We start from the raw sequence: 23460 nt of genomic DNA on the forward strand, positions 1-23460 counted from the left end.
GACGCTATCGCCCGCCGCCTCGCGTTGCCGAGTCGGGGTTCTGCTCTGCCGCTTCAGGGTTCGGGCCGACGCCTTCCGCGTCTTCGGGCGGTTGCGTTCCTCGGGCGCGTTCCTGAGGTTCGGTGCGTTCCGTCGGTTCGGCGGGCCGCGGGGCTTCCGTGGTTTCCGTGACGGGTTCCTCGCCGCCGTCGCGGATGATGCGCAGGGCGTCGCGCAAGGCCTGGCGCTGTTCGTCGCTCATCATGCCGAAGAAGGCGACGAGAGCCGCGGCGGGGTTGTCGCTCTGCGACCAGGCGTCGTTCATCAGGGCGGCGGCGTAGGCGGCTCGGGTGGAGACCGCCTCATATCGATAGGCCCGGCCTTCCGCTTCGCGGCGCACCCAGCCCTTCTGATGGAGATTGTCCAAAACGGTCATGACCGTGGTGTAGGCGATCGACCGTTCCTGTTGCAGATCTTCCAGGACTTCTCGAACCGTGACGGGGCGGTTCCACTTCCACACCCGCGTCATGACCGCGTCTTCGAGTTCTCCCAATGGGCGAGGCACAGCTCAGCACAATAGTGGGAGATCCCGCCCATGGCGTGCCGGACGTGCGCTTTTCATGACATCAGCGAACAAAAAGGGCGTACGGCTCGGCAGCGGGGCTGCGTGGGGAGCCGTACGCGCGGGTGCAGCGCCGTACGCGGGGGTACGGCGCGGGGGGGCGCCGGGGCAGGGTGGCCCGCTTGGCCGGGCTCGGCCTGCTCGGCCTGCTCGCCTAGGCGTCGCCTGCGGTGGAGGCCTGGCGGGTGCTCTCCGCACGCGCGAGGGCGGCGTCGACGGCCGCGTCCTCCTTGGCCTTGTTGGCGCCGCCCTGAGTCTTGACGATCACCCGGATCACACCGACGAAGAAGACGGCCATGACGAGCGGGGGCAGGAGCGCGGAGACGTAGTCCATGACTCCCAGAGTAGCCACGCACGCGGAGGGATTTCGGCCGGGGTCGGCCGATTCGCCCGGGCCCGGCGGGGCCCTCCGGGGGTTGGGGGCCTCGAAGAGGGAGAGCGGGGCATACGGGAGTGGCGTCGGGCCACTGCGGGGTCTCAGCCGGGGGCGGGAGGGCACGGGCGGGCCCGCGAGGCTGGGGACGGGCGGCACGCGCCCTGGAGGGGCCGTACCGGCGGCCGGACGGGCAGCTGGTCGCTCCAGGGACGGAGGCGATCCGGCGCCATGGGGCCGGCCCGGGCCATGCCTGGCGGCCGGGGCGGGCCGGAAGCGGGCGATGCGCTTAGTCCGTCCGGGCACCCGCCGGGCCAGGTGGGTGCCCGGAGGCGCCGCCACCTTTGGCGGAGATGGCTGATAGGGCCGCCCGCCGGATTCGATACGCCGACGGGCCCTCGTCGGGACCCGAGAGGCCCGGGCCGTGCAGGGCGGCTCGGCCCGGGAGGGGCCGGCGACAGGGCGGGGCCGGGAGTACTGCGGAGCCGCCGATGGGGTGGGGCGGCACCGCCCGGGCGGGGCCGGCAACAGGGAGGACTCTGCCCGGGCCGGACCGGACGGGCCGGGACGGGCCAGGAGAGGGACGGGCCCGTCCCGGACTACGGAGTCGTCAGCCGGCTGCCAGTTGCTGGGGCGGCTTCGTGGGGGACGCGGCCGGCTTGCGGCGGGGGAAGACCTCGCCGGGGGTGGGGATGGGGCGGGACGGGGCGGGGGACGGCTGCTGGGCGGGGCCCGGCTTCGGGGACGGCTGCTTCTCCGGGCGGTCGTCGGCGGCGCGCTCCTCCTCCGCCGCGAGACCGCCGGGCAGCGCCGTCAGGCGTGTGCGGCTCGCCGGGACGGTCGGCGGGACCGCGGTGGCGGTGCCGCGCGCCGCCGCACCGCGTGCGAGACGGGCCCGGACGTCCTGCTCGGCCATCGTCTGGCAGCGGTCGAGCAGCGCGGCGGCGACGGGGTTGCCGCGCAGGGCGCGCAGGGCGGCCAGGTCGTCGGGGTCGGGCCGGTATCCGGCGCCCAGCGCCTCGTCGAGCAGCGTGAGGTAACCGGCCGCGGTCCCCGGGAGCGCCGCGCGGTAGCGGCCGAGGTCGGCCACGAGGAAGGCGCGCAGCCGGGCGCCCTCGCGCATCGCCTCGTCGAGGGACTCGGCGAGGCGGAGACAGTCCTGGACGTCCTCGGCCGAGGCGGGGGCGGGGTTCAGGGCGAGGGCGAGAGCGCGGCGGAGCACACGCAGCTCCTCCACGCCGAACGCCATGCCGCCGCGGGATCCGTATGGCGTGGGCATGCGGCGACCATACGCGCTAATCAGACAAACCAGACACTTCACACGGGCGTGGCGCAGGGAGCCACCCAGGTGGTCCCCTACGCACCACACGCCGGACGCAAGGAGGCCGCCACCACGGCACCGGGCGGTGCGGTGCGGGGCCCTGCGCGTCCTTGGGGCTTCCCGCTCCGCGTCCGCCCGCCCGAGCCGCACCCGGCGGCGGCAGCGGCCCTCGCACACCGGCACCGCAGCGCCCCGGAAGCGCTGCCCGCCGCCCCGTCACATCCGGGACACGTTCCGCTCGTACACCAGGCGGAGGCCGATCAGGGTCAGCCAGGGCTCGTGCTCGTCGATGGCGGAGGACTCGCCGAGGACCATGGGGGCCAGGCCGCCCGTGGCGATGACCGTGACGTCCTCGGGGTCGTCGGCGAGTTCCCGGGCCATGCGGCTGACCACGCCGTCGACCTGGCCCGCGAAGCCGTAGACGATGCCGGCCTGCATCGCCTCGACCGTGTTCTTGCCGATCACGCTGCGCGGCCGGGCGACCTCGATCTTGCGCAGCATCGCCGCCCGCACACCCAGCGCCTCGACGGAGATCTCGATACCGGGCGCGATGACGCCGCCGACGTACTCCCCGCGCGCGGAGACCGCGTCGAAGGTCGTCGCCGTACCGAAGTCGACGACGATCGCCGGGCCGCCGTACAGCTCGTTGGCCGCGACGGCGTTGATGATGCGGTCGGCGCCGACCTCCTTCGGGTTGTCGAAGAGGATCGGCACGCCCGTCTTCACGCCGGGCTCGACGAGGACCGCGGGGACGTCGCCGTAGTAGCGGCGGGTGACCTCGCGCAGTTCGTGGAGCACCGACGGGACGGTCGCGCAGATGGCGATGCCGTCGATGCCGTCGCCCAGGTCGTCGCCGAGCAGCGGGTGCATGCCCATCAGGCCCTGCAGGAGGACCGCCAGCTCGTCCGCGGTGCGGCGGGCGTCCGTGGAGATGCGCCAGTGCTCGACGATCTCCTCGCCGTCGAACAGCCCCAGGACGGTGTGCGTGTTGCCTACGTCGATCGTCAGCAGCATGGCCGGCCCCTACTCCGCCTCGCGCAGGTCCAGGCCGATGTCGAGGATCGGCGAGGAGTGGGTCAGCGCGCCCACGGCCAGGTAGTCCACGCCGGTCTCGGCGTACGCGCGCGCGTTGCCGAGCGTCAGCCGGCCGGAGGCCTCCAGCAGCGCCCGCCCGCCGACGATCCCGACGGCCTCGGCGCACTCGGTGGGCGTGAAGTTGTCCAGCAGGATCAGGTCGGCGCCGGCGTCGACGACCTCGCGCAGCTGGTGCAGCGTGTCGACCTCGACCTCGATCGGCACCTCCGGGAAGGCCTCCCGTACGGCCTTGAAGGCCTGCGCGACACCGCCCGCGGCGACGACGTGGTTGTCCTTGACCAGGGCCGCGTCGGACAGCGACATGCGGTGGTTGACGCCGCCGCCGCAGCGCACCGCGTACTTCTCCAGCGAGCGCAGGCCCGGCGTCGTCTTGCGGGTGTCCCGCACGCGTGTCTTGGTGCCCTCCAGCGCGTCCGCCCACGCGCGCGTGGCGGTGGCGATGCCGGACAGGCGGCACAGGATGTTCAGGGCGCTGCGCTCGGCGGTGAGCAGGTCGCGCGTGCGCGTGGTGACCGACAGCAGCTTCTGCCCGGCCTCGACGCGGTCGCCGTCCTCGACGTGCCGCTCGACCTCGAACTCGTCGGTGCACACGACGGAGATGACCGCCTCGGCGACCCGGAGGCCGGCCGCGACGCCCGCCTCGCGCGCGGTGAAGTCGGCCGTGGCGACGGCGTCCTCGGGGATCGTCGCGACGGTCGTCACGTCCACGCCGTGGTCCAGGTCCTCCTGGATGGCGACGTTGGCGATGTCCTCGACCTCGACGGGGTCGAGTCCGGCGTCGGCCAGGAGCTGGGCGAGCGCGGGGTCCAGACCGCACTCCAGGTACTCCTCGTCGGCTTCTGCGCCGCAGGCGCAGCCGTCGCCGCAGCCGCCGTCGGAGGCGAGGGGAAGGTCCTGATCGGTCACGTGGGTCACTGCTCCTGGGAGGGCCGGGCCGCGGGGGCCTCGGGGCGGGTCGGGGGGAAGTCGGCGGTGTCCGTGGTGTGCACGTCCAGGGTGCGGTCCGGGTTCAGCCGTACGACGATGTGGCGGCGCCAGTGGGCGTCGTCGCGCTCGGTGCGGTCCTCGCGCCAGTGGCAGCCGCGGGTCTCCTCGCGCCGCTGGGCGGCGGCGACCAGGACACGGGCCACGCACAGGAGGTTGGTGGCCTCCCAGGAGTCGACGCCGGGCTCGGCGGTCTTGCCGTTGTCCTGCAGCGCGTCGCGGGCCTCGGTGTGCAGCCGCTCCAGCTCGTCGGCGGCCTTGGCGAGGGATGCGGCGGAGCGCAGCACGCCGGCGCCCTCGGTGGTGATCCGCTGGATCGCGAACCGGGTCTCGGGGGCGAGCAGCGGGTGCGCGGGCGTGTCCGGGTGGGGCACCGGCTCGGGCACGCGCGCGTGCAGGGCGTCGCCGGCGTGCTGCGCGACGATGTCGTCGGCGATCCGCTCGGCGTAGACCAGGCCCTCCAGCAGGGAGTTGGAGGCGAGCCGGTTCGCGCCGTGCACGCCGGTGCAGGCGACCTCGCCGCACGCGTACAGGCCGGCGACGGTGGTGCGGCCGTGGGAGTCGGTGCGCACGCCGCCGGAGGCGTAGTGGGCGGCCGGGGCGATCGGGATCGGCTCGTGCACGGGGTCGATGCCGTGGGCGCGACAGGCCGCGAGGATGGTCGGGAAGCGGTTCTCCCACATCTCGGCGCCGAAGTGCCGGGCGTCGAGGAACATGTGCTCGGCGTCCTGCTCCAGCATGCGGCGCAGGATGCCCTTGGCGACGATGTCGCGGGGCGCGAGCTCGGCCAGTTCGTGCTGGCCGACCATGAAGCGCACGCCGTCGGCGTCGACCAGGTGGGCGCCCTCGCCGCGCACCGCCTCGGAGATCAGCGGCTGCTGCCCCTCGGCCTCGGGCCCGAGGAAGAGCACGGTCGGGTGGAACTGCATGAACTCCAGGTCGGAGACCTCCGCGCCCGCGCGCAGGGCGAGCGCCACGCCGTCGCCGGTGGACACCGACGGGTTGGTGGTCGCGGAGAACACCTGGCCCATGCCGCCGGTGGCGAGCACGACCGCGGGCGCGTGCACGGCGCCGACACCGTCGTGCTGGCCCTCGCCCATCACGTGGAGCGTGACGCCCGCGGTGCGGCCGTCGGCGTCCGTGAGAAGGTCCAGCACGAGCGCGTTCTCGATGGTGCGCAGCCCACGCGCGCGTACCGCCTCGACCAGGGCCCGGGAGACCTCCGCGCCGGTCGCGTCGCCGCCCGCGTGGACGATACGGCGCCGGTGGTGGCCGCCCTCGCGGGTGAGCTCCAGGCTGCCCTCGGCGGACGCGTCGAAGTGGGCGCCGGTCGCGATGAGCCGCCGCACGGCGTGCGGGCCCTCGGTGACCAGGACGCGCACGGCCTCCTCGTCGCACAGGCCGACACCGGCCACGAGGGTGTCCTCAAGGTGCTGTTCGGGGGTGTCGCCGTCGCCGAGGGCGGCGGCGATGCCGCCCTGCGCCCAGCGGGTGGAGCCGTCGTCCAGGCGGGCCTTGGTGACGACGACCGTGGTCAGGCCGGCGGCCTGGCAGCGCAGGGCGGCGGTCAGGCCGGCGACGCCGGAGCCGACGACCACCACGTCCGCGTCGATGGACCACCCGGGTGCGGGCGCGTGCAGTCGTATGCCTGTGCTGGTCACGAGGCGGCTCCGAAGGTGAGAGGAAGGTTGTCGATCAGCCGGGTCGAGCCGACTCGGGCGGCGACGGCGAGGACGGCCTCGCCGGTGAAGTCGTCCCTGATCTCGGTGAAGTCGTCGGGGTCGACGAGCGCGAGGTAGTCCAGTTCCAGCGGCGGGTCCAGCCGGGAGGCCTCGTCGAGGACGGCCCGCGCGGCGGCGCGGACGGCGGCCGGGCCGCCCGGGGCGGCGGTGGCGACGGCGTGCGCGTCGGCGGCGGCGCGGGACTCGCCGAGGGCGCTGAGCGCCTCCGCACGCGCCTGCGTGGCGGGCACCTCACGCGCGCGGGCGCGCAGCGCCTCCTGGGCGGCGTGCCGGTCGCGGCCCGCGAACAGGGCCTGGGACAGCGCGAGCGCGGTGTGCCGCTCCTGCGGCGAGAGGTAGCGGTTGCGGCTGGAGAGGGCCAGCCCGTCGTCCTCGCGGACGGTGGGCACGCCGACGATCTCGACGCCGAAGTTCAGGTCGCGGACCATGCGCCGGATCAGGGCGAGCTGCTGGGCGTCCTTCTGGCCGTACAGGGCGACGTCGGGGCGGGTGAGGTGCAGCAGCTTGGCGACGACGGTGAGCATGCCGTCGAAGTGGCCGGGCCGCGAGGCGCCTTCGAGGCGCTCCCCCATGGGGCCGGCGCTGACCCGGACCTGCGGCTCGCCCCCGGGGTAGACCTCGTCGACGGACGGCGCGAAGACGGCGTCGGCGCCGGCCTGCTCGGCGACCTTCAGGTCGGCGTCCAGGGTGCGCGGGTAGCGGTCGAGGTCCTCTCCCGCACCGAACTGCAGCGGGTTGACGAAGACCGTGACGACGACCTCGCCCTCGGCGCCGGCGATCTCGCGCGCGGTGCGGATGAGCGTGGCGTGACCCTCGTGCAGGGCGCCCATGGTCATCACGACGGCGCGACGGCCCGCACGCGTGCGTGCGTGGAGCTCACCGGCGGTACGCAGCAGGGTGATGGTCATCGGGCGTCCCCTTCGTTGCCGTCGGTCCCGTCCGTGGCGGTCCCGGTGGCGAGTACCCCGAGGAGGTCCTCGGCGAGTTCCGGCTTGAGCAGGCCGTGGGCGAGCGCCCGGTCGGCGGTGGCGCGGGCCATCGCCAGGTAGCCGGCGACGGTCTGCGGGGCGTGCTTGCGCAGCTGTTCGACGTGGGCGGCGACCGTGCCGGCGTCCCCGCGCGCGACGGGGCCGGTCAGCGCGGCGTCGCCGGAGCGCAGGGCGTTGTCGAGGGCGGCGCCCAGCAGCGGGCCGAGCATGCGGTCGGGCGCCTCGACGCCCGCGGCGCGCAGCAGCTCCATGGACTGGGCGACCAGTGTGACCAGGTGGTTGGCGCCCAGGGCCAGTGCCGCATGGTAGAGCGGGCGCATCTCCTCGGCGATCCACTCCGGTTCGCCGCCCATCTCGATCACCAGGGCCTCGGCGGCCAGCCGCAGCTCCTCGGGCGCGGTGACGCCGAACGAGCAGCCCGCCAGGCGCTGCACGTCCACCGGAGTGCCGGTGAAGGTCATCGCCGGGTGCAGGGCCAGCGGCAGCGCGCCCGCGCGCAGCGCCGGGTCGAGCACCTTCGCGCCGTACCGCCCGGAGGTGTGCACGAGCAGCTGGCCGGGGCGGACGGCGCCGGTCTCGGCGAGGCCGGCGACGAGGCCGGGCAGGGTGTCGTCGGGGACGGTGAGCAGCACCAGGTCGGCGCGCTGGAGGACCTCAGCGGGCGGCACGAGCGGCACGTCGGGCAGCAGCAGCGCGGCGCGCCGCCGGGAGGCGTCCGAGACCCCGGAGACGGCGACCGGGCGGTGCCCGGCGAGCTGCAGGGAGGCGGCGAGCGCGGGCCCGACGCGTCCGGCGCCGACGACGCCGACGGTGAGCCGCGCGGGGCGGTCCCTGGGATCTGGCTGTTGGCTTGTACTCACGCGACGGCGGCCTTCCGTTCCAGTCCGCTCCGGGTACCGGACGATTTCTCGTCATGTTAACGCTATCGGGTCCGGGGGCGTCCGGCCCTCCACAGGCTGTGGGTTACGCCACGCTCGCGGAGGGCGCTCGCGGGGGCCGCCCGGGTCGAAGCACGGCCGGACGAAGCGCGGCCGGTCGAAGCGCGGCCGGTCGAAGCGCGGCCGGTCGAAATGCGGGTGCCCGCCGGATCGCGGGCACGGCATGATCGCGCGCATGAGCGATGTGGCGGATCAGGACGCGGGGCAGACGGAAGCCGACACGGGACAGGACGTGTCCGGTGCGGGGGCGGTGGAGGAGCCGTCGGCCGAGGAGCGGCGCAAGCGGATGCGCGAGCGGCGCATTGGCGCGTACCAGGGCGCGCGGCGGGTGCTCTGGCGCCCCGGGCTCCTGGCCACCCTGCGCGAGCGCCTCGCGGTCCTGGACAGGGCCTCCGAGCTGTACGACCTCGACGAGCGCGCCGACCTGTACGGCGACGGCCTCGTCGAGGTGCTGGAGCGCCGGGTCGCCGCACTGCTCGGCACGGAGGCCGCCGCCTTCTTCCCGACCGGCACGATGGCGCAGCAGGTCGCGCTGCGCTGCTGGGCGGGCCGTACCGGCAACGCCACCGTCGCGCTGCACGCGCTGGCCCATCCCGAGGTCCACGAGGGCGGCGCGTTCACCGCGGTCAGCGGCCTGCGGCCGGTCCGGCTGACGAGCGAGCCCCGGCTGCCGACGGCGCAGGAGGTACGCGACTTCCCCGAGCCGTTCGGGGCGCTGATGCTGGAGCTGCCGCTGCGGGACGCCGGGTTCGTGCTGCCGACCTGGGAGGAGCTCACCGAGGTCGTGGAGGCGGCGCGCGAGCGCGACGCGGTGGTGCACTTCGACGGCGCGCGCCTGTGGGAGTCCACGGTCCACCTCGGCCGCCCGCTGGACGAGATCGCCGGCCTGGCGGACAGCGTCTACGTGTCGTTCTACAAGTCCCTCGACGGCTTCGGCGGCGCGGCCCTGGCCGGCCCGTCGACGCTGGTCGAGGAGGCGAAGACCTGGCGGCACCGGTACGGCGGCATGGTCTTCCAGCAGTTCCCGACCGTGCTGTCCGCGCTCGCCGGCCTCGAATGGGAGCTGCCCCGGCTGCCCGAGTACGTGGCGCACGCGCGCATGGTCGCCGCCGCGCTGCGCGAGGGGTTCGCCGAGGCGGGCGTGGGGTGGGCGCGCGTCCACCCCGAGGTGCCACACACCCACCAGTTCCAGGTCTGGCTGCCGTACGACCCCGATGTCCTCGCCGAGGCGGCGGTGCGCCAGGGCGAGGACACCGGGACGCTGCTCTTCCAGGGGCCGTGGGACCGAAGTGGTCCCGGGCTCGCGTTCACCGAGGTCACCGTGGGCCGCGCGGGCCTGGGGTGGACCGCGGACGACGTACGCGCGGCGGTGGGCGACTTCGTCACGCGGCTGCGGGCGGTCGCCGGCTGACGTCCGCGGGGGGTCGGGCGGCTGAGCCGTGCGTGGCGACACGAGCTCACGCGTGCGTAGCGTCGTAGCGTCACAGACCCACGCGTACGTGCCGTCGCAGCGTCACACGCCCACGCCTGCGTGCCGTCGCAGCGTCACACGCCCACGCGTACGTGCCGTCGTACCGTCACAGACCCACCCGCGCGTGGCGTCGCAGGCCGGACAGTGCGTGTCGCAGGTGCCGCCGCAGGCGTCCGTGGGCCGGGCGGCCGGCGACGACCGCGCGGAAGCGGACGTAGTCGCGCAGGGCGCGCACGGCCCGCGCGTCGCCGATCCCCGGCGCGGGCGGCGCGGGCTCGCCGTGCTGCCGGGCGCGGTGGCTGTCGAGAAGGTACTGCTGGGTGATGCTCATGGCGGATCGCCTCGTCGGGACGGGAAGGGAACAGGTCGGTTCCGGAAGGCTCCGCGGCGGCCCCGGTGACCTCAGACTGCGCCCGCCGGCGGGGCCGCGTCCCGTCGATTGACGTCGGCCGTCAATCGACGCGGGCGCTGTCAGTGGCGGGATGCACCATGGGGTCATGAGCGTCCGCATCGACATCACGGGGCTGCGGCCCGAGCAGGTGGCCGTCGTGCCGTCCGCGCTGGCCGAGCTCGGCATGGCGCTGCACGCGCTGTCCGAACCGGGGCACCACCCGGGCCTGCAGGGCTGGGTGACCGGGGTGACGGCCGGGCTCGACCCGCATCTGGCCGACCGGATGTGCGAGGCCGACTTCCTGTGGCGGACGACGTTCTCCGACCTGTTCCTGCCGTTCGCCGGCATCCCGGGCCGCAGCACCCTGCCCGGGGCGACGCTCGCCGAGGACCTCGACCTGCTGGACAAGCTGACGGACGAGCAGTTCGTGGACGCGGCGCTGGAGTTCACATGCACGCCCGTGACCGCGACACCGCCGGCGGGCATCCTGAGCGATCGCGCGGTGCGCTGCCGCGCCCTGGAGGTGGCCGCCTCCCGGGGACCCCGGCAGGTGCGGTTCACCCGGCGGCTGCTGGACGACCCGCCCAGCGTCCGGGCCTGGCTGCGGCGGTTCCTGGAGGACTGCGAGGAGGCGTTCTTCGCCGACGTCTGGGCCCGGCTGCGCCACCAGCTGGCGGCCGACGCCCGGCACAAGACGGACCTGCTGCGGCGCAAGGGCCTGGCGGAGGCCCTCACCGCGGTCTCGCCCGCGGCGCGGCTCGACGAGGAGAGCGGGCACATCCTCGTGGACAAGCTGGCGCAGGGGCTCACGGTCACCGCGGGCGGCGGTCTGCTGCTGGTCCCGACCAGCCTGGGCTGGCCGCACCTGAACGTCCTGCACCGCTACGGCTGGCAGCCCCTGCTGCACTACCCCGTCGGCTCCCCCGAACTGGCCGCGCCGCCGTCGGTGGAGCAGCTCACCCTGCGGATGACCGCCCTGTCCCACCCCGTGCGCATGCGCATCTGCCGGCATCTGGCCCGCAGCGCGTACACCACGGGAGAGCTCGCGCGCGTGCACGGGATGTCGCCGCCGGAGATATCGCGGCACCTCGGGGTGCTGAAGAAGGCGGGACTCATCACGACACGGCGGCGCGGGCGGTACGTCCTGCACCAGCTGGACGTGACGGTGGTGGCCCGGCTGGGCAGCGACTTCCTGGAGGGAATCCTCCGGTAGGCGCACCCGTCCGCCGGATCATTGGAAGGGACGCTCGCGCAGGAGGCAGTCCGTCCGCCGGGTCACCGGAAGGGACGCTCGCACAGAGGGCTGCCCGTCCGCCGGGTCAGTCGAAGCGGATGTGGCGCAGGCCCACCGCCGTCTGGCGCAGGCGGGTGCGGACGCGTCCCTCGGTGTTCGGGGTGAGGGTGAGTCCGGCCAGGACGGCGATACGGTCGGCGGTCTTCGGGACCGTGGTGTGGTCGGTCCACAGGTGCTCGGCGAACTCCGGCTCGCGCAGCCGCTCCAGGCAGTGATCCAGCTGCCGCACCGCCCAGCTCTCGCGGCGCAGCCCGGCGTTCTTCCCAGCGGCGAACCGCAGCAGCCGGCCGAAGCCGCGCTCCCGCAGCCGCTTCAGCACGGTCTCCCGCTCCGCGAGCAGCGTGAAGTGCCGTACGTCGTGCCCCAGTTCGCGCAGGCGACCGACCGTCTCGGCGAAGTGGCCGGAGTCGGTGACGGTCATGGGCGCGATCACCACGCCGTCGTGCTTGGTCAGCGCGAGGTCGAGCACCTCCACCACACCCTGCCTCCAGGCCGCCAAGTCCTGGAAGTCTCCTCGCAGTTCGGGCGGCAGCATGCGGTGCAGGCCGAAGCCGGCGTGCTCGGGGTCGCAGATGACGCTGCCGGGCAGCCGGCGCCGTATCTCGTGTGCAGTCTGTGTCTTGCCGCCCCCGAAGGGGCCGTTGATCCACAGGAGCATGGCCCGACACCCTACCGGCGCGGCAGCGGCGGGTCAGCCGTGTCCGCCGGCCCGCACCAGCCCCGTCTCGTACGCCAGCACCACCACCTGCACCCGGTCGCGCAGCCCCAGCTTGGTCAGGATGCGGCCCACGTGTGTCTTCACGGTGGCCTCGGAGAGCACCAGCCGGGCGGCGATCTCGCCGTTGGACAGGCCCTGGGCGACGAGCACCATCACCTCGCGCTCGCGTTCGGTGAGCCGCTCCAGCTCCTTGGCCTGCGGTTCCTGCCCGGCGGACGGCAGCATCGGCGCGAACCGGTCCAGCAGCCGACGCGTGGTGGAGGGCGCGACGACGGCGTCACCGCTGTGCACGGCTCGGATCGCGGCGAGCAGGTCGCCGGGCGGCACGTCCTTGAGCATGAAGCCGGAGGCACCCGCCTTCAGCCCGGAGAAGGCGTACTCGTCCAGGTCGAAGGTGGTCAGGATCAGCACCTTGGGCGGGTCGGGCTCGGAGCAGATGCGGCGGGTGGTCTCCACGCCGTCCAGCTTCGGCATGCGGACGTCCATCAGGACGACGTCGACGGCCGTCGCGCGCAGCACCTGCAGGGCCTCGACACCGTCACCCGCCTCCGCGACGACCTCCATGTCCGGCTGGGCGGCGAGCACCATCCGGAACCCGGTGCGCAGCAGCACCTGGTCGTCGACGAGCATCACGCGGATCGTCATCGGGCCTCTTCCGTTCGTGGGTCAGCGGGTCGTGCGGGGGCGCCGCGCCGTGCGGCGGGGCGCGCGTCGGGTGTCAGTGCGCCGGTTTCAGCGGCAGGAGGGCGCTGATGCGGAATCCTCCGCCGGGGCGCGGGCCCGCGTCCAGGGTGCCGCCGACCATGCCGACCCGCTCGCGCATGCCGATCAGGCCGTGGCCCCGGCCGTCGATGCCGCCCTCCTCGTACAGCTCGTGCGGGGCGCCCTTGCCGTCGTCCTCGACGAGCAGGCCGAGCCCGTCGTCGAAGTACACCAGGCGCACGCTGGCGCCCGCGTTGGGCCCGCCGTGCTTGCGCGTGTTGGTGAGCGCCTCCTGCACGATCCGGTACGCGGTCAGTTCGACGCCGCTGGGCAGCGGGCGCGGCGTGCCCTCGACCTTGAAGTCGACGGGCAGTCCGGAGGTACGGCACTGCTCGACCAGGTCCTCGATCTGCTGCACGTCGGGCTGCGGGACGTACTCGCCGCCCTCCTGGGGCTCGCCGGTGCGCAGCACGCCGAGCAGCCGGCGCATCTCGGCGAGGGCCTGCCGGCCGGTGGAGGAGATCGTCTCCAGGGCCTTCTTGGCCTGGTCGGGGGCGGCGTCCAGGACGTAGGCGGCGCCGTCGGCCTGGACGACCATCACGGAGACGTTGTGCGCGACGACGTCGTGCAGCTCGCGCGCGATGCGGGCGCGCTCGGCGGCGACGGCGACCTTCGCCTGCGCCTCGCGCTCCTTCTCCAGGCGGGCGGCGCGCTCCTCCAGCTGGGCGTAGTAGGCGCGCCGCGTGCGTATCGAGTCGCCGAGCACCCAGGCCAGCGCGAAGGGCACCGTCTGGAACACCACCACGGCCACGTTCCCGGCGACGCTCGCGTCCGTGTGGGGCCAGCGCAGCTGGGCCACGGACGCCGCGCTCAGGCCCGTCGCCAGGGCGAGCCGGGAGGCCCAGCGGGCGCCGGTCGCGGCGACCGTGTAGACGATCACCAGCATCGCGAAGTCCGCGGGCATCGTCTCGACGTCCAGCGCGAGCTGCGCCACGCCGAGCGCGAGGGCCAGCAGCAGCATCTTCTCCGGCATGCGCCGCCGCAGGGCGACCACCAGGCACAGCAGCAGCGCCACCGGTACGACCAGCGCCGGGGCGTGGGTGCCCCGGGTCGCGTGGTCGGCCGCCGCGGACACGAGCGAGAGCCCGAACAGGACGACGGCCCAGAAGGCGTCGACACCGACCGGGTGTCTGCGGAGGAAGTCGTAGAGCCGCTGCACGTAACCCAGCGTAGGCAAACGAGATAGGTGCAGGGGTCAACCGGAGGGCCGATCCCCGCCCGGCGGGCGTACTCCCCAAGGTGGAGGCGGTGATCACCTGTGCGCCTAGTCTGGGCGCGTGGGCGAGGAGACGACGGACGGCACGCACGACCGGCGGGCCGCGGGCGCGGACGAGACGGACGGCCGACGCGGGTGGCGGGCCGCGACCGAGGACGCGCTGTACGGCGCGCACGGGTTCTACCGCAGGCCGGAGGGGCCGGCCGGGCACTTCCGTACGTCCGTGCACGCCTCGCCGCTCTTCGCGCGGGCCGTGGCCGCACTGCTGGTCCGGGTGGACGAGGCGCTCGGCCGGCCGGACGTGCTGGACTTCGTGGACATGGCCGCCGGGCGCGGCGAGCTGGCCGCCGGGGTGCCGGCCGCGCTGCCCGCCGAGGTGGCGGCCCGCACGCGTGTGTGCGCCGTCGAGATCGCCGGCCGTCCCGACGGGCTCGACCACCGGATCGAGTGGCGGGCCGAACCGCCACGGGAGATCACCGGGCTGCTGCTCGCCAACGAGTGGCTGGACAACGTGCCCGTGGACGTCGCCGAGGTGGACGCCGAGGGCATCGCCCGCCGGGTGCTCGTACAGCCGGACGGCACCGAACAGCTGGGCGAGCCGGTGACGGGGGCGGACGCGGCCTGGCTGGCCCGGTGGTGGCCGCTGGCCGGGGAGCCGGGGCTGCGCGCGGAGATCGGGCGGCCCCGGGACGAGGCGTGGGCGGCCGCGGCCGGACGTGTCACCCGCGGCCTCGCGGTCGCCGTCGACTACGCCCATACGGCGGCCACGCGGCCGCTCTTCGGCACGCTGACGGGCTTTCGCGAGGGGCGCGAGACGGCGCCCGTGCCGGACGGGTCGTGCGACATCACGGCGCACGTGGCGCTGGACGCGTGCGCCCTGCCGGGCGGGCGCGTGCTCCGCCAGCGGGACGCCCTGCGCGCCCTCGGCATCACCGGCGCGCGCCCCCCGCTGACGCTCGCCGCCACCGACCCCGCCGGGTACGTGCGCGCCCTCGCGAGCGCGGGCGAGGCGGCGGAACTGACGGCGCCGGGCGGCCTGGGCGACTTCGGGTGGCTGGTGCAGCCGGTGGGGATCGCCGATCCCCTGGACGGCGCCCTGGACGGCGTATGAGCGCCTGATCGCCGGGGAGCCGGCGGGCGTCCGGGGAGCCGGCGGGCCGCCGGGGAGCCGGCGGGCGGCCGGTTGCTGGTCGCGGTTACTTGTCGATGTCGCCGACCACGAAGAACATCGAGCCCAGGATCGCCACCATGTCCGCGACCAGCGTGCCCGGCAGCAGCTCGGTCAGGGCCTGGATGTTGTTGTAGGACGCCGAGCGCAGCTTGAGCCGGTACGGCGTCTTCTCCCCCTTGCTGACGAGGTAGTAGCCGTTGATCCCGAGCGGGTTCTCGGTCCACGCGTACGTGTGCCCCTCGGGCGCCTTCAGGACCTTCGGCAGCCGCTGGTTGATCGGGCCCGGCGCCAGCTCGCCGAGCCGGTCCAGGCAGGCGTCGGCCAGGTCGAGCGCGTTGTGGGTCTGCTCCAGCAGGCACTCGAAGCGGGCCAGGCAGTCGCCCTCGGTGCGGGTGACCACCTTCAGCGTGTCCTGCAGCTCCCCGTAGGCGAGGTAGGGCTCGTCGCGGCGCAGGTCGAAGTCGACGCCGGAGGCGCGCGCGATGGGGCCGCTCACGCCGTACGCGTGCACGGCCTCCGGCGCGAGGGTGCCCACGTCGCGGGTGCGGCCGCGGAAGATCTCGTTGCCGAGGACGAGGTCGTCGAAGACGTCCATCCGGGAGCGCACGGCGGCCACCGCGGCACGCGCGCGTGCGGTCCAGCCCGCCGGCAGGTCCTCCTTGAGGCCGCCGACCCGGTTGAACATGTAGTGCATGCGCCCGCCGGAGACCTCCTCCATGACGTTCTGCAGCACCTCGCGCTCGCGGAACGCGTAGAAGACGGGGGTGATCCCGCCCAGCTCCAGCGGGTAGGAGCCGAGGAACATCAGGTGGTTGAGCACCCGGTTCAGCTCCGCGAGCAGCGTGCGCGTCCACACCGCCCGCTCGGGCACCTCCATGCCGAGCATCCGCTCGACGGCGAGGACCACGCCGAGCTCGTTGGAGAACGCCGACAGCCAGTCGTGGCGGTTGGCCAGCACGATGATCTGGCGGTAGTCGCGCGCCTCGAAGAGCTTCTCCGCGCCGCGGTGCATATAGCCGATCACCGGCTCCGCGCGCTGGATGCGCTCGCCGTCCAGCACGAGCTTCAGCCGCAGCACGCCGTGCGTCGACGGGTGCTGGGGCCCGATGTTGAGCACCATGTCGGTGCTCTCCGCGGCGCCGCCGATCCCGACCATGGTCTCCGTCGTAGGAGTCATGGACACAGTCTCTCCTACGTACGCTGGCCGTATGGAAACGGGGAGCCCGCAGGACCGGCGGGGCGCGCAGGACGTGGGGACGACGGGGGCGGCGGGGGCGGCGGAGCCGCTTGTCGCGCAGACGGCCGGGCAGGGCGTTCGGCAGACGGCCGGGCAGGGCGGGGAGCAGGCGGCCGGGCAGGGCGGGGAGCAGGCTGCCGAATCGGCCGGGGAGCCGGTGTGGCGGGCGCTGCCGCCGGGGCTGCTGCGGATGCGGCGGCTGTTGCTGGTGGTGTGGCTGGGGCTGATCGCCCTGGCCGGCGGCCTGCTGCTCGGGCTGCTCGCCGGGCCGGCCTGGGCGGCGTTCGCGCTGCTGCCGCTCGCGCTGATGGCCTGGGGCTGGGTGCTGATCGGCCGCAACTGGCGCTCCTGGCGCTACGCCGAGCGCGCCGACGACCTGCTGATCAGCCGGGGCGTGCTGTGGCGTGAGCAGACCGTCGTGCCGTACGGGCGCATGCAGCTGGTGGAGGTCACCTCCGGGCCCGTGGAACGGCACTTCGGGCTGGCCAGCGTCCAGCTGCACACCGCTGCCGCGGCGACCGACGCGACCATCCCGGGGCTGGACCCGGCCGAGGCGGAACGGCTGCGCGACCGGCTCACCGAGCTGGGCGAGGCCCGATCGGCCGGGCTGTGACGGCGCCGGAGGCCACCGGCGGCGTGGCGGAGCAACGGGCCGTGGGCGAACGGCGGCTGCACCCGGTGACGCCGCTGCGGCGCGCCTGGGCGCCGATCGCCGTGATCGTCGGCTGGGCCGTGCACGACCCCGACCAGGCGCAGCGGCAGCTGGCCCGGCTGACCACCACGACGCTGCTGCTGGGCCTCGCCGTGATCGTCCCGGCGGCCGCCCTCTACGGCCTTTTGACCTGGTGGTTCACGCACTTCTCGGTGACCGACACCGAGCTGCGCATCCGGACCGGGCTGCTGTTCCGGCGGACCGCGCACATCCGGCTGGAACGCGTCCAGGCGATCGACGTCACGCAGCCGCTGCTCGCGCGGATCGCGGGGGTGGCGAAGCTGCGGCTGGACGTGGTGGGCGCGGAGAAGAAGGACGAGCTGGCGTTCCTGGGCGAGCGTGAGGCGCGTGCGCTGCGCGCGGAGCTGCTGGCGCGCGCCGCCGGGTTCGCGCCGGAGGCGGCGCACGAGGTCGGGGAGGCGCCGGCGCGCGAGCTGCTGCGGGTGCCGCCGCGGGTGCTCGCGCTCTCCCTGGTGCTGACGGGCGCGACCTGGGGTTCGCTGATCGCCGCGCTCGTCGTGCCGCCGGTGCTGTGGCTGGCCACCCACAGCCTGTGGACGGTCATCGCGACGGCGGCGCCGCTGCTGGGTACGGCGGGGGCGAGCAGCGTCGGGCGGTTCGTCGCGGAGTACGACTGGACGGTCGGCGAGTCGCCGGACGGGCTGCGGATCGACCGGGGCTTGCTGGACCGCAGCCACGAGACGGTGCCGCCGGGGCGGGTGCAGACGGTACGGATCGTCCAGCCGCTGCTGTGGCGGCGGCGGGGATGGGTGCGGGTGGAGCTCGACGTGGCCGGGTCGTCGAACTCCGTGCTCGTCCCGGTCGCTCCGCGGGAGGTCGCCGAGGCGGTGATCGGGCGGGTGCTGCCGGGTGTGGTCGTGCCGATCGCTCCGCGGGAGGTCGCCGAGACGGCGAACGGGCCCGTGCTGCCGGTGGTGGTGCCGGGACTGTCGTCTTTCGCGCGGCCGCCGGCGCGGGGGGCGCGGTGGTGCGTGCCGGTGTGGTGGCGGGGGTACGGGGTCGCGGTCACCGGGGCGGTGTTCGCGGCGCGGCGGGGGTTGCTGCGGCGGCAGGTCGCGCTGGTGCCGCACGCGAAGGTGCAGAGCGTGCGGGTGACGCAGGGGCCGTGGGAGCGGGTGTGGGGGCTGGCGGATGTGCATGTGGACACGGGGGCGGACAAGACGGTGACGGCGCGGTTGCGGGGGGCCGGGGAGGCGGAGGAGCTGCTGCGGGGGCAGGCGGAGCGGTCCCGGACGGGACGGCGGGGGGCTGTGCGGGATCGGTGGATGGTGGGGGGCTGACGGGGGTCGTCGCTCGTCTGCGGGTGCCTGCGGCGGCTGTGCGGGTGGGTGCGGTTTCGTCACCGGGTGCGGGTGCCTGCGGCGGCTGTGCGGGTGGGGGCGGTTTCGTCACCGGGTGCGGGTGCCTGCGGCGGCTGTGCGGGTGGGTGCGGTTTCGTCACCGGGTGCGGGTCCGTCGTGGCTTGTCGCGCAGTTCCCCGCGCCCCTGAAATGCCTGCGGCGGCCCGCGCGGGTCCGGTGGGGGCTGATGTAGCGCCTACGGCCGGTGGGTGAGTCGGGGCCGCGGTGGGGGGTGTCCGTCCTCGGTACGGCCCTACGTCAGTTCAAGACGGCACCCGAAGGCAATGCCGTCCGCTGCGGGCGGACACCCCCCACCACGTCCCCTCCCCGCCGTCGGCGACTGCAGGCCGTCGCCGCTACCTGCCTCCGTAGCTGCGGGCATCCGATCCGCCGTAGCTGCGGGCAGTCGTGCCGCTAGGGGCGGCACGGGTGGGCGCAGCGGCACCCCGCACCGCCGGGCCGCGCACCCCACGGCGGTCACCGAAGTCGCCGGGCGTCACGCACCGCAGGGCACCGCACCCCACGGCGTTCACCGCACCCCGGGGCACAAGGCACCGCAGGGCACCGCACCCCAAGCCACCGCGCCGCGAGGCGCAACGTGCCGGGGCGTCAGGAGGCCGCCGTGCGGAGGTTTTCTATGTTGATCTGTTCCGTTTCGTCGTGGGCCGTCAGGTCGATGACCTGACCCGCCCGCGGAGCCTCCGCGTCGGCGGGTTTGAACGCCGCCGCCTCCGCCTCCGCCTTGTGCAGCGCCAGCGCCTCCGCCCCCACGACATCCGCGAGGTCCTCGTTCTGGACGGCCTCCAGCGCGTCCGGCGTCGGCGACGTCTTCGTACCGAAGAAGTCGAAGCCCCCCTCGGCGGTGGGCCGTCGCACCGGCGGAGCCGGCGGGACGACGGCGACGGCCGTCGGCACGGTGAAGTGCCCGCCGGACCGGTGACCGGACGGCGTCTCGGCGCCGTCGTCCACCCGGCCCGCCGCCGGCTCGGAGGCGGCGGCCGCGTGCTCGCGCCCGTCGGCCGCCCCGGGCTTCCCCGCGGCCTCGTCCTCCCGCGCCGCGTCCGGCGCCGGCGCATCCGTGCCGGTGTCCTGGGACGTGTCCTTGGCCGTGTCCCCGGACGCGTCCTTGGCCAGCCGCACCAGCGCCGTGTTCGCCGCCTGGAAGAGCCGCGCGCCCTCGCGGGAGAAGACCGCCGGGGCCGTCGGCTCGTCCTCGGTGCCCGCGACGTCCGTGGCGACCGCCGTGTCCGCCGCGTCCGCCGCGTCCTCGTTCTTGCGTGCCGCCGGCAGCAGTTCGCGACTCGGGGCCGCCGCCTCCAGCTCCAGCCGGCGCCGCCCCTCCAGCGCGCTCGCGCGTTCCGTCTCCGCCGTGGCGTACCGGCGCAGCAGGGCCGCGTGTTCGTTGCGCAGGCCCGCCAGTTCGGTGCGCTTGGCGCGCAGCCGCTGCTCCAGCTTGGCGCGCAGTTCGCGCGACTCCTCGAGGTCGGTCTCCAGTTCGGCGACCCGCTCCTCGTGCCGCCACTCGTCGCTGGCACGCGCGCGCGTGAGCTCGGCCACCTGCTTGCCCGCCTGGATGTCCCAGCGCCGCATGACGAACGCGCCGAGGACGGCGGTCACCGCGCCGGCCCCGGCCACGACGCGCAGCACCGCGGCTTCCGAGAACACCCAGGGGCCTAGGGCGCAGACGACGGAGACGCCTGCGATCGCCGACGGTGGCAGCAGCCTGTGCAAGGGCGGGGAATGGCGGTGACGTCCACGTGGCATGGCCAGAAACTTACCGCGCGTAGGCGAATCGTGAAGCCCCGCCCCGTAAAAACAAAGCCATGGGCAAGGGTTCACGGGGCATCAGCAAAACCCAAGGGGCACAAGGGCCGTGCTCAGCCCGCCGTGAGCCGCCCGCTGAGCCAGGCCAGGGCCTCGGGGATCTCACGCCGCCAGGTGTTGAAGTTGTGGCCGCCGCTGTCGAGGATGATCGACGACACGCGCGTGCGGCCCGTCGCCTTCACCGCGTCGATGAACTTCACGGTGCTCTTGTAGTTGTTCTCCCCCACCTTGCTGCTGGTGACGAGCAGTGAGGTGTCCGCCGCCGGCATGTGCTTGACGAACCACATCAGGTCCGCGTGGTTGCGCAGCTGCTTGTCGCCGTGGAAGAGGTCGCCCGTCGTGGGGTCGATCGGCGCCTTGTAATAGGGGGACAGGCCCACGGCCGCGGCGTACACACTCGGGTGGTGCAGGGCGAACTTCAGCGCGCAGTAGCCGCCGGTGGAGTCGCCTATGACGCCCCAGGAACCGGGCTTGCGGTTCACCCGGTAGTGCCCGGCCACCGCCTCGGGCAGGTCCTTGGCGAAGAACGTCTCCGTCTGCGGGCCGCCGGGGACGTCCACGCACTCGGTGTCGCGCGGCGGGGCGACCGTCGGCCGCATCATCACCAGGATCATCGGCTGCATCCGGCCCTGCTGGGCGAGGTCGCGCGCGGTGCGCGGGTAGTGCAGCTTGTCCACCAGCGCCTCCGCCGTGCCCGGGTAGCCGGTCAGGACGACGGCCGCGGGGAACGTGCGCGTGGCGTACTGCTTCTGGAAGTACTCCGGCGGCAGGTAGACGTACGCGGGCGTGGCGATGTGGGTCGTGGGGCCGGTGAGGGCGATCTTCTGGATCTGCCCGCCGATGTCCGGCCGGGCGCCGCCGGCCTTGCTCACCTTGCGGGTGTCGAGCACCTGCAGCGGTCCGCCGTCGGGGCCGTGCGCGTTGTGGTCGACGACCACGCCCTGGCCGTTCTCCTGGCCGAAGAGGTCGGCCCAGCTGGCGTAGAAGCCGAAGGAACGGTTCGCCGCGAGGCCCACGCAGGCGAACAGCGTCACCTGGGTGACGAGCAGGAGCCCGACCCGCCCCGTGACCGCACGCCAGTTGCGGCGCGACAGGCGCGGCCACAGCCACACCGTGCCGACGAACAGCACCGCGGCGACCACGATCGCCAGCAACAGCACCTTCTTGCTCGTGAGACCCATGGGGTGTTCCTGCCTGCGCTTTCCGTCCATGACCGGCGCACTCCCCGCACTTCCTTCGCACGGGCTTGCCCCGGACTTTCCTCGGCCTTTGAACCGGCTTTGACGGGGTGAGTGAACCTCTCCCCGCAAGACACCGTCCTAGAGGACGCAATGTCGCCGGATGCCCGATACGGCACCGGGTTCAAGGTCTCTCGCAGAACTACGGGATGCGATGTCTGTCAGGGAAGATGGGGAAATGTCGGGCGGGGTTCCGAGCCGATCAAGCCGGGTGCGGCGCGTGCTGCGCGGCCCGCGTCCCGAGGCCAGTCCGGTGCTCGTCGGCAGAGCGGCCGCCCTCGTGGGGGTCCTGGACATCGCCGCGGGGGTGTTCCCGCGGTTCAGGCACAGCCGTATGCACGCGATCGCCGAGGTGCTGCCCGGATCGTTCGGGCCGTTCGCCGCGGCGGTCTCGCTGGCCGACGGAATCCTGCTGCTGCTGCTCGCCCACGGCCTCAAGCGCGGCAAGCGCCGCGCCTGGCGCGCCGCCGTCGTCCTGCTGCCGGTCGGCGCGGTGGCGCAGTTCGTGTACCGCCACTCCGTCATCGGGGTGCTGATCTCCGCCGCGCTGCTCGCACCGCTGATCCTGCACCGCGACCAGTTCACGGCCCTGCCCGACCCGCGCAGCCGCTGGCGGGCCCTGGCGAACTTCGTCCTCATGAGCGCCGGATCCGTCGTGCTGGGCCTGGTCATCGTCAGCGTCCACCCGAACCGGATGGTCGGCGACCCGAGCCTGGCCGACCGCCTCACGCACGTGATCTACGGCCTGTTCGGCTTCGAGGGCCCGGTCGACTACCAGGGCAACACCTCCTGGACCGTCGCCTTCTCCCTCGGCGCGCTCGGCTGGCTGACCGCGGTCACCACCATCTACCTCGCCTTCCGGCCCGAACACCCGGCCGCCCGCCTCACCGAGGACGACGAGGCCCGGCTGCGGGCGCTGCTCGCCAAGCACGGCGGGCGCGACTCCCTCGGCCACTTCGCGCTGCGCCGCGACAAGGCCGTCGTCTTCTCCCCCAGCGGCAAGGCCGCCGTCACCTACCGCGTCGTCTCCGGCGTGATGCTCGCCAGCGGCGACCCCATCGGCGACGTCGAGGCCTGGCCGGGCGCCATCGAGCGCTTCATGGACGAGGCCAAGGCCCACTCCTGGACGCCCGCCGTGGTCGGCTGCTCCGAGACCGGCGGCGAGGTGTGGACCCGTGAGACCGGCCTCGACGCCCTCGAACTGGGCGACGAGGCGGTGGTGGACGTCAAGGATTTCTCCCTGTCCGGCCGTGCGATGCGCAACGTCCGCCAGATGGTCAAGCGCATCGAACGGGCGGGTTACGAGACGCGGGTGCGGCGTATCGGTGACCTCGGCGAGGCCGAGCTGGAGCGCATCCGCCGCGCCGCCGACGACTGGCGCGGCACCGACACCGAACGCGGCTTCTCCATGGCGCTCGGCCGCCTCGGCGACCCCGCCGACGCCGACTGCCTCATCGCCACCGCGCACAAGGCCGACGACGAACCCGGCGCGTACGGCGACCTCAAGGCGATCCTGCACTTCGTGCCCTGGGGCAACGACGGCGTCTCGCTCGACCTGATGCGGCGCGACCGCAGCGCCGACCCCGGCATGAACGAACTGCTGATCGTGGCCGCCCTCCAGGCCGCCCCGAAGCTCGGCATCGAGCGCGTCTCGCTGAACTTCGCCGTCTTCCGCTCGGCGCTGGCGCGCGGCGAGAAGCTCGGCGCCGGCCCGGTGCTGCGCACCTGGCGCGGGCTGCTGATCTTCCTCTCCCGCTGGTTCCAGATCGAGTCGCTGTACAAGTTCAACGCCAAGTTCCAGCCGCGCTGGGAGCCGCGCTTCATCGTCTACCGCGCCTCCGCCGACCTGCCCCGCATCGGCTTCGCCTACATGCAGGCCGAGGGCTTCGTGAACCTCGCCCCGCCGCTGCCGCGCTTCCTGCGCCGCCGCGCCGCCTCCCAGCGGCCCTGCGCCCACAGCGTGGCCGAACGCGACGTCCGCGCGGCCTGACACCCCTGTCACGCGCGCGTGCCGGCTCCCCG

The 23460-nt window shown here is 74.2% G+C and carries 21 protein-coding genes; 6 read left to right on the forward strand and 15 right to left on the reverse strand.

Annotated features, from left to right (window positions below):
• Positions 1–4: 4 nt before the first annotated feature.
• The 8 genes from ACF1AL_RS22050 to ACF1AL_RS22085 all read right to left on the reverse strand — a co-directional run bounded on the left by ACF1AL_RS22050 (position 5) and on the right by ACF1AL_RS22085 (position 7965).
• Positions 5–544 carry a BlaI/MecI/CopY family transcriptional regulator gene (locus ACF1AL_RS22050; protein ID WP_391827027.1) on the reverse strand — a complete coding sequence of 180 codons (540 nt, stop codon included), beginning with the start codon at positions 542–544 and terminating at the stop codon, positions 5–7.
• Positions 545–755: 211 nt separating this feature from the next.
• Positions 756–935 carry a hypothetical protein gene (locus tag ACF1AL_RS22055; RefSeq protein ID WP_384214109.1) on the reverse strand — a complete coding sequence of 60 codons (180 nt, stop codon included), beginning with the start codon at positions 933–935 and terminating at the stop codon, positions 756–758.
• Positions 936–1584: 649 nt separating this feature from the next.
• Positions 1585–2223 (reverse strand): hypothetical protein, encoded by a 639-nt coding sequence (locus tag ACF1AL_RS22060; RefSeq protein WP_391827269.1) that lies wholly within the window; start codon positions 2221–2223, stop codon positions 1585–1587.
• A 288-nt stretch (positions 2224–2511) separates the two neighbouring features.
• Complete coding sequence (locus ACF1AL_RS22065; RefSeq protein WP_366840585.1) at positions 2512–3309, reverse strand: type III pantothenate kinase; 798 nt, start codon at positions 3307–3309, stop codon at positions 2512–2514.
• 9 nt (positions 3310–3318) lie between these two features.
• On the reverse strand, positions 3319–4296 hold the full coding sequence (nadC, locus tag ACF1AL_RS22070) for a carboxylating nicotinate-nucleotide diphosphorylase (protein ID WP_384214110.1): 978 nt from the start codon (positions 4294–4296) through the stop codon (positions 3319–3321).
• Between the two features lie 5 nt (positions 4297–4301).
• Entirely contained in the window at positions 4302–6035 is a 1734-nt protein-coding gene (locus ACF1AL_RS22075; RefSeq protein ID WP_366840587.1) for an L-aspartate oxidase, read from the reverse strand.
• Positions 6032–7024, reverse strand: coding sequence for a pantoate--beta-alanine ligase (panC, locus tag ACF1AL_RS22080; RefSeq protein WP_391827029.1), 993 nt, complete (start codon positions 7022–7024; stop codon positions 6032–6034). Before panC ends, ACF1AL_RS22075 begins: the two co-directional genes overlap by 4 nt.
• Positions 7021–7965: a DUF2520 domain-containing protein gene (locus ACF1AL_RS22085; protein WP_366840589.1), complete on the reverse strand. Its 945-nt coding sequence runs from the start codon at positions 7963–7965 to the stop codon at positions 7021–7023. Before ACF1AL_RS22085 ends, panC begins: the two co-directional genes overlap by 4 nt.
• A gap of 253 nt (positions 7966–8218) precedes the next feature.
• Here ACF1AL_RS22085 and ACF1AL_RS22090 point away from each other — a divergent pair, with 253 nt between their 5' ends.
• Positions 8219–9454, forward strand: coding sequence for a threonine aldolase family protein (locus tag ACF1AL_RS22090; RefSeq protein WP_391827031.1), 1236 nt, complete (start codon positions 8219–8221; stop codon positions 9452–9454).
• A gap of 166 nt (positions 9455–9620) precedes the next feature.
• On the opposite strand, the gene ACF1AL_RS22095 is transcribed toward ACF1AL_RS22090, so the two are convergent.
• Complete coding sequence (locus ACF1AL_RS22095) at positions 9621–9845, reverse strand: hypothetical protein (RefSeq protein WP_391827033.1); 225 nt, start codon at positions 9843–9845, stop codon at positions 9621–9623.
• Positions 9846–10011: 166 nt separating this feature from the next.
• Between ACF1AL_RS22095 and ACF1AL_RS22100 the strand changes: the two genes are divergently transcribed.
• Positions 10012–11118: a DUF5937 family protein gene (locus ACF1AL_RS22100; protein WP_391827035.1), complete on the forward strand. Its 1107-nt coding sequence runs from the start codon at positions 10012–10014 to the stop codon at positions 11116–11118.
• A gap of 106 nt (positions 11119–11224) precedes the next feature.
• Here ACF1AL_RS22100 and ACF1AL_RS22105 read toward each other — a convergent pair whose 3' ends face one another.
• From ACF1AL_RS22105 to ACF1AL_RS22115, 3 genes are all read right to left on the reverse strand, one after another.
• Positions 11225–11857: an AAA family ATPase gene (locus tag ACF1AL_RS22105; RefSeq protein ID WP_391827037.1), complete on the reverse strand. Its 633-nt coding sequence runs from the start codon at positions 11855–11857 to the stop codon at positions 11225–11227.
• Between the two features lie 33 nt (positions 11858–11890).
• Entirely contained in the window at positions 11891–12562 is a 672-nt protein-coding gene (locus ACF1AL_RS22110; protein WP_366840593.1) for a response regulator transcription factor, read from the reverse strand.
• A gap of 73 nt (positions 12563–12635) precedes the next feature.
• Complete coding sequence (locus tag ACF1AL_RS22115) at positions 12636–13838, reverse strand: sensor histidine kinase (protein WP_366840594.1); 1203 nt, start codon at positions 13836–13838, stop codon at positions 12636–12638.
• Between the two features lie 217 nt (positions 13839–14055).
• Here ACF1AL_RS22115 and ACF1AL_RS22120 point away from each other — a divergent pair, with 217 nt between their 5' ends.
• Complete coding sequence (locus tag ACF1AL_RS22120) at positions 14056–15006, forward strand: SAM-dependent methyltransferase (protein ID WP_391827271.1); 951 nt, start codon at positions 14056–14058, stop codon at positions 15004–15006.
• Positions 15007–15091: 85 nt separating this feature from the next.
• Here ACF1AL_RS22120 and ACF1AL_RS22125 read toward each other — a convergent pair whose 3' ends face one another.
• Positions 15092–16243 (reverse strand): NADH-quinone oxidoreductase subunit D, encoded by a 1152-nt coding sequence (locus ACF1AL_RS22125; protein ID WP_391704392.1) that lies wholly within the window; start codon positions 16241–16243, stop codon positions 15092–15094.
• Between the two features lie 250 nt (positions 16244–16493).
• Here ACF1AL_RS22125 and ACF1AL_RS22130 point away from each other — a divergent pair, with 250 nt between their 5' ends.
• On the forward strand, positions 16494–16916 hold the full coding sequence (locus ACF1AL_RS22130) for a PH domain-containing protein (RefSeq protein WP_391704584.1): 423 nt from the start codon (positions 16494–16496) through the stop codon (positions 16914–16916).
• Positions 16913–18316 (forward strand): PH domain-containing protein, encoded by a 1404-nt coding sequence (locus ACF1AL_RS22135; protein WP_391827039.1) that lies wholly within the window; start codon positions 16913–16915, stop codon positions 18314–18316. Before ACF1AL_RS22130 ends, ACF1AL_RS22135 begins: the two co-directional genes overlap by 4 nt.
• A 669-nt stretch (positions 18317–18985) precedes the next feature.
• Here ACF1AL_RS22135 and ACF1AL_RS22140 read toward each other — a convergent pair.
• Positions 18986–20140, reverse strand: a complete 1155-nt coding sequence (locus ACF1AL_RS22140) for a hypothetical protein (RefSeq protein WP_391827041.1) — start codon at positions 20138–20140, stop codon at positions 18986–18988.
• Positions 20141–20253: 113 nt separating this feature from the next.
• The gene (locus ACF1AL_RS22145) at positions 20254–21381 is read right to left on the reverse strand and encodes an alpha/beta hydrolase (protein ID WP_391661963.1); all 1128 of its coding nucleotides are present in this window, start codon (positions 21379–21381) and stop codon (positions 20254–20256) included.
• Positions 21382–21616: 235 nt separating this feature from the next.
• Here ACF1AL_RS22145 and ACF1AL_RS22150 point away from each other — a divergent pair, with 235 nt between their 5' ends.
• A complete protein-coding gene (locus ACF1AL_RS22150; protein WP_366840599.1) occupies positions 21617–23428 on the forward strand; it encodes a phosphatidylglycerol lysyltransferase domain-containing protein in 1812 nt (603 codons plus the stop codon).
• The last annotated feature ends 32 nt before the right edge of the window (positions 23429–23460 follow it).

This window comes from Streptomyces sp. NPDC014801, assembly GCF_043082085.1.
In the GTDB taxonomy this organism is placed as follows: Bacteria; Actinomycetota; Actinomycetes; order Streptomycetales; family Streptomycetaceae; genus Streptomyces.

Excerpts from the sequence above, each read along its gene's own strand:
- ACF1AL_RS22145 (WP_391661963.1), bottom strand. The coding sequence starts at position 21,381 with ATGGGTCTCACGAGCAAGAAGGTGCTGTTGCTGGCGATCGTGGTCGCC.
- ACF1AL_RS22060 (WP_391827269.1), bottom strand. The coding sequence starts at position 2,223 with ATGGCGTTCGGCGTGGAGGAGCTGCGTGTGCTCCGCCGCGCTCTCGCC.
- ACF1AL_RS22095 (WP_391827033.1), bottom strand. The coding sequence starts at position 9,845 with ATGAGCATCACCCAGCAGTACCTTCTCGACAGCCACCGCGCCCGGCAG.
- ACF1AL_RS22130 (WP_391704584.1), top strand. The coding sequence starts at position 16,494 with ATGCGGCGGCTGTTGCTGGTGGTGTGGCTGGGGCTGATCGCCCTGGCC.
- ACF1AL_RS22140 (WP_391827041.1), bottom strand. The coding sequence starts at position 20,140 with ATGCCACGTGGACGTCACCGCCATTCCCCGCCCTTGCACAGGCTGCTG.
- ACF1AL_RS22110 (WP_366840593.1), bottom strand. The coding sequence starts at position 12,562 with ATGACGATCCGCGTGATGCTCGTCGACGACCAGGTGCTGCTGCGCACC.
- ACF1AL_RS22090 (WP_391827031.1), top strand. The coding sequence starts at position 8,219 with ATGAGCGATGTGGCGGATCAGGACGCGGGGCAGACGGAAGCCGACACG.
- ACF1AL_RS22105 (WP_391827037.1), bottom strand. The coding sequence starts at position 11,857 with ATGCTCCTGTGGATCAACGGCCCCTTCGGGGGCGGCAAGACACAGACT.
- panC (WP_391827029.1), bottom strand. The coding sequence starts at position 7,024 with ATGACCATCACCCTGCTGCGTACCGCCGGTGAGCTCCACGCACGCACG.
- ACF1AL_RS22150 (WP_366840599.1), top strand. The coding sequence starts at position 21,617 with ATGTCGGGCGGGGTTCCGAGCCGATCAAGCCGGGTGCGGCGCGTGCTG.
- ACF1AL_RS22065 (WP_366840585.1), bottom strand. The coding sequence starts at position 3,309 with ATGCTGCTGACGATCGACGTAGGCAACACGCACACCGTCCTGGGGCTG.
- ACF1AL_RS22125 (WP_391704392.1), bottom strand. The coding sequence starts at position 16,243 with ATGACTCCTACGACGGAGACCATGGTCGGGATCGGCGGCGCCGCGGAG.
- ACF1AL_RS22100 (WP_391827035.1), top strand. The coding sequence starts at position 10,012 with ATGAGCGTCCGCATCGACATCACGGGGCTGCGGCCCGAGCAGGTGGCC.
- ACF1AL_RS22055 (WP_384214109.1), bottom strand. The coding sequence starts at position 935 with ATGGACTACGTCTCCGCGCTCCTGCCCCCGCTCGTCATGGCCGTCTTC.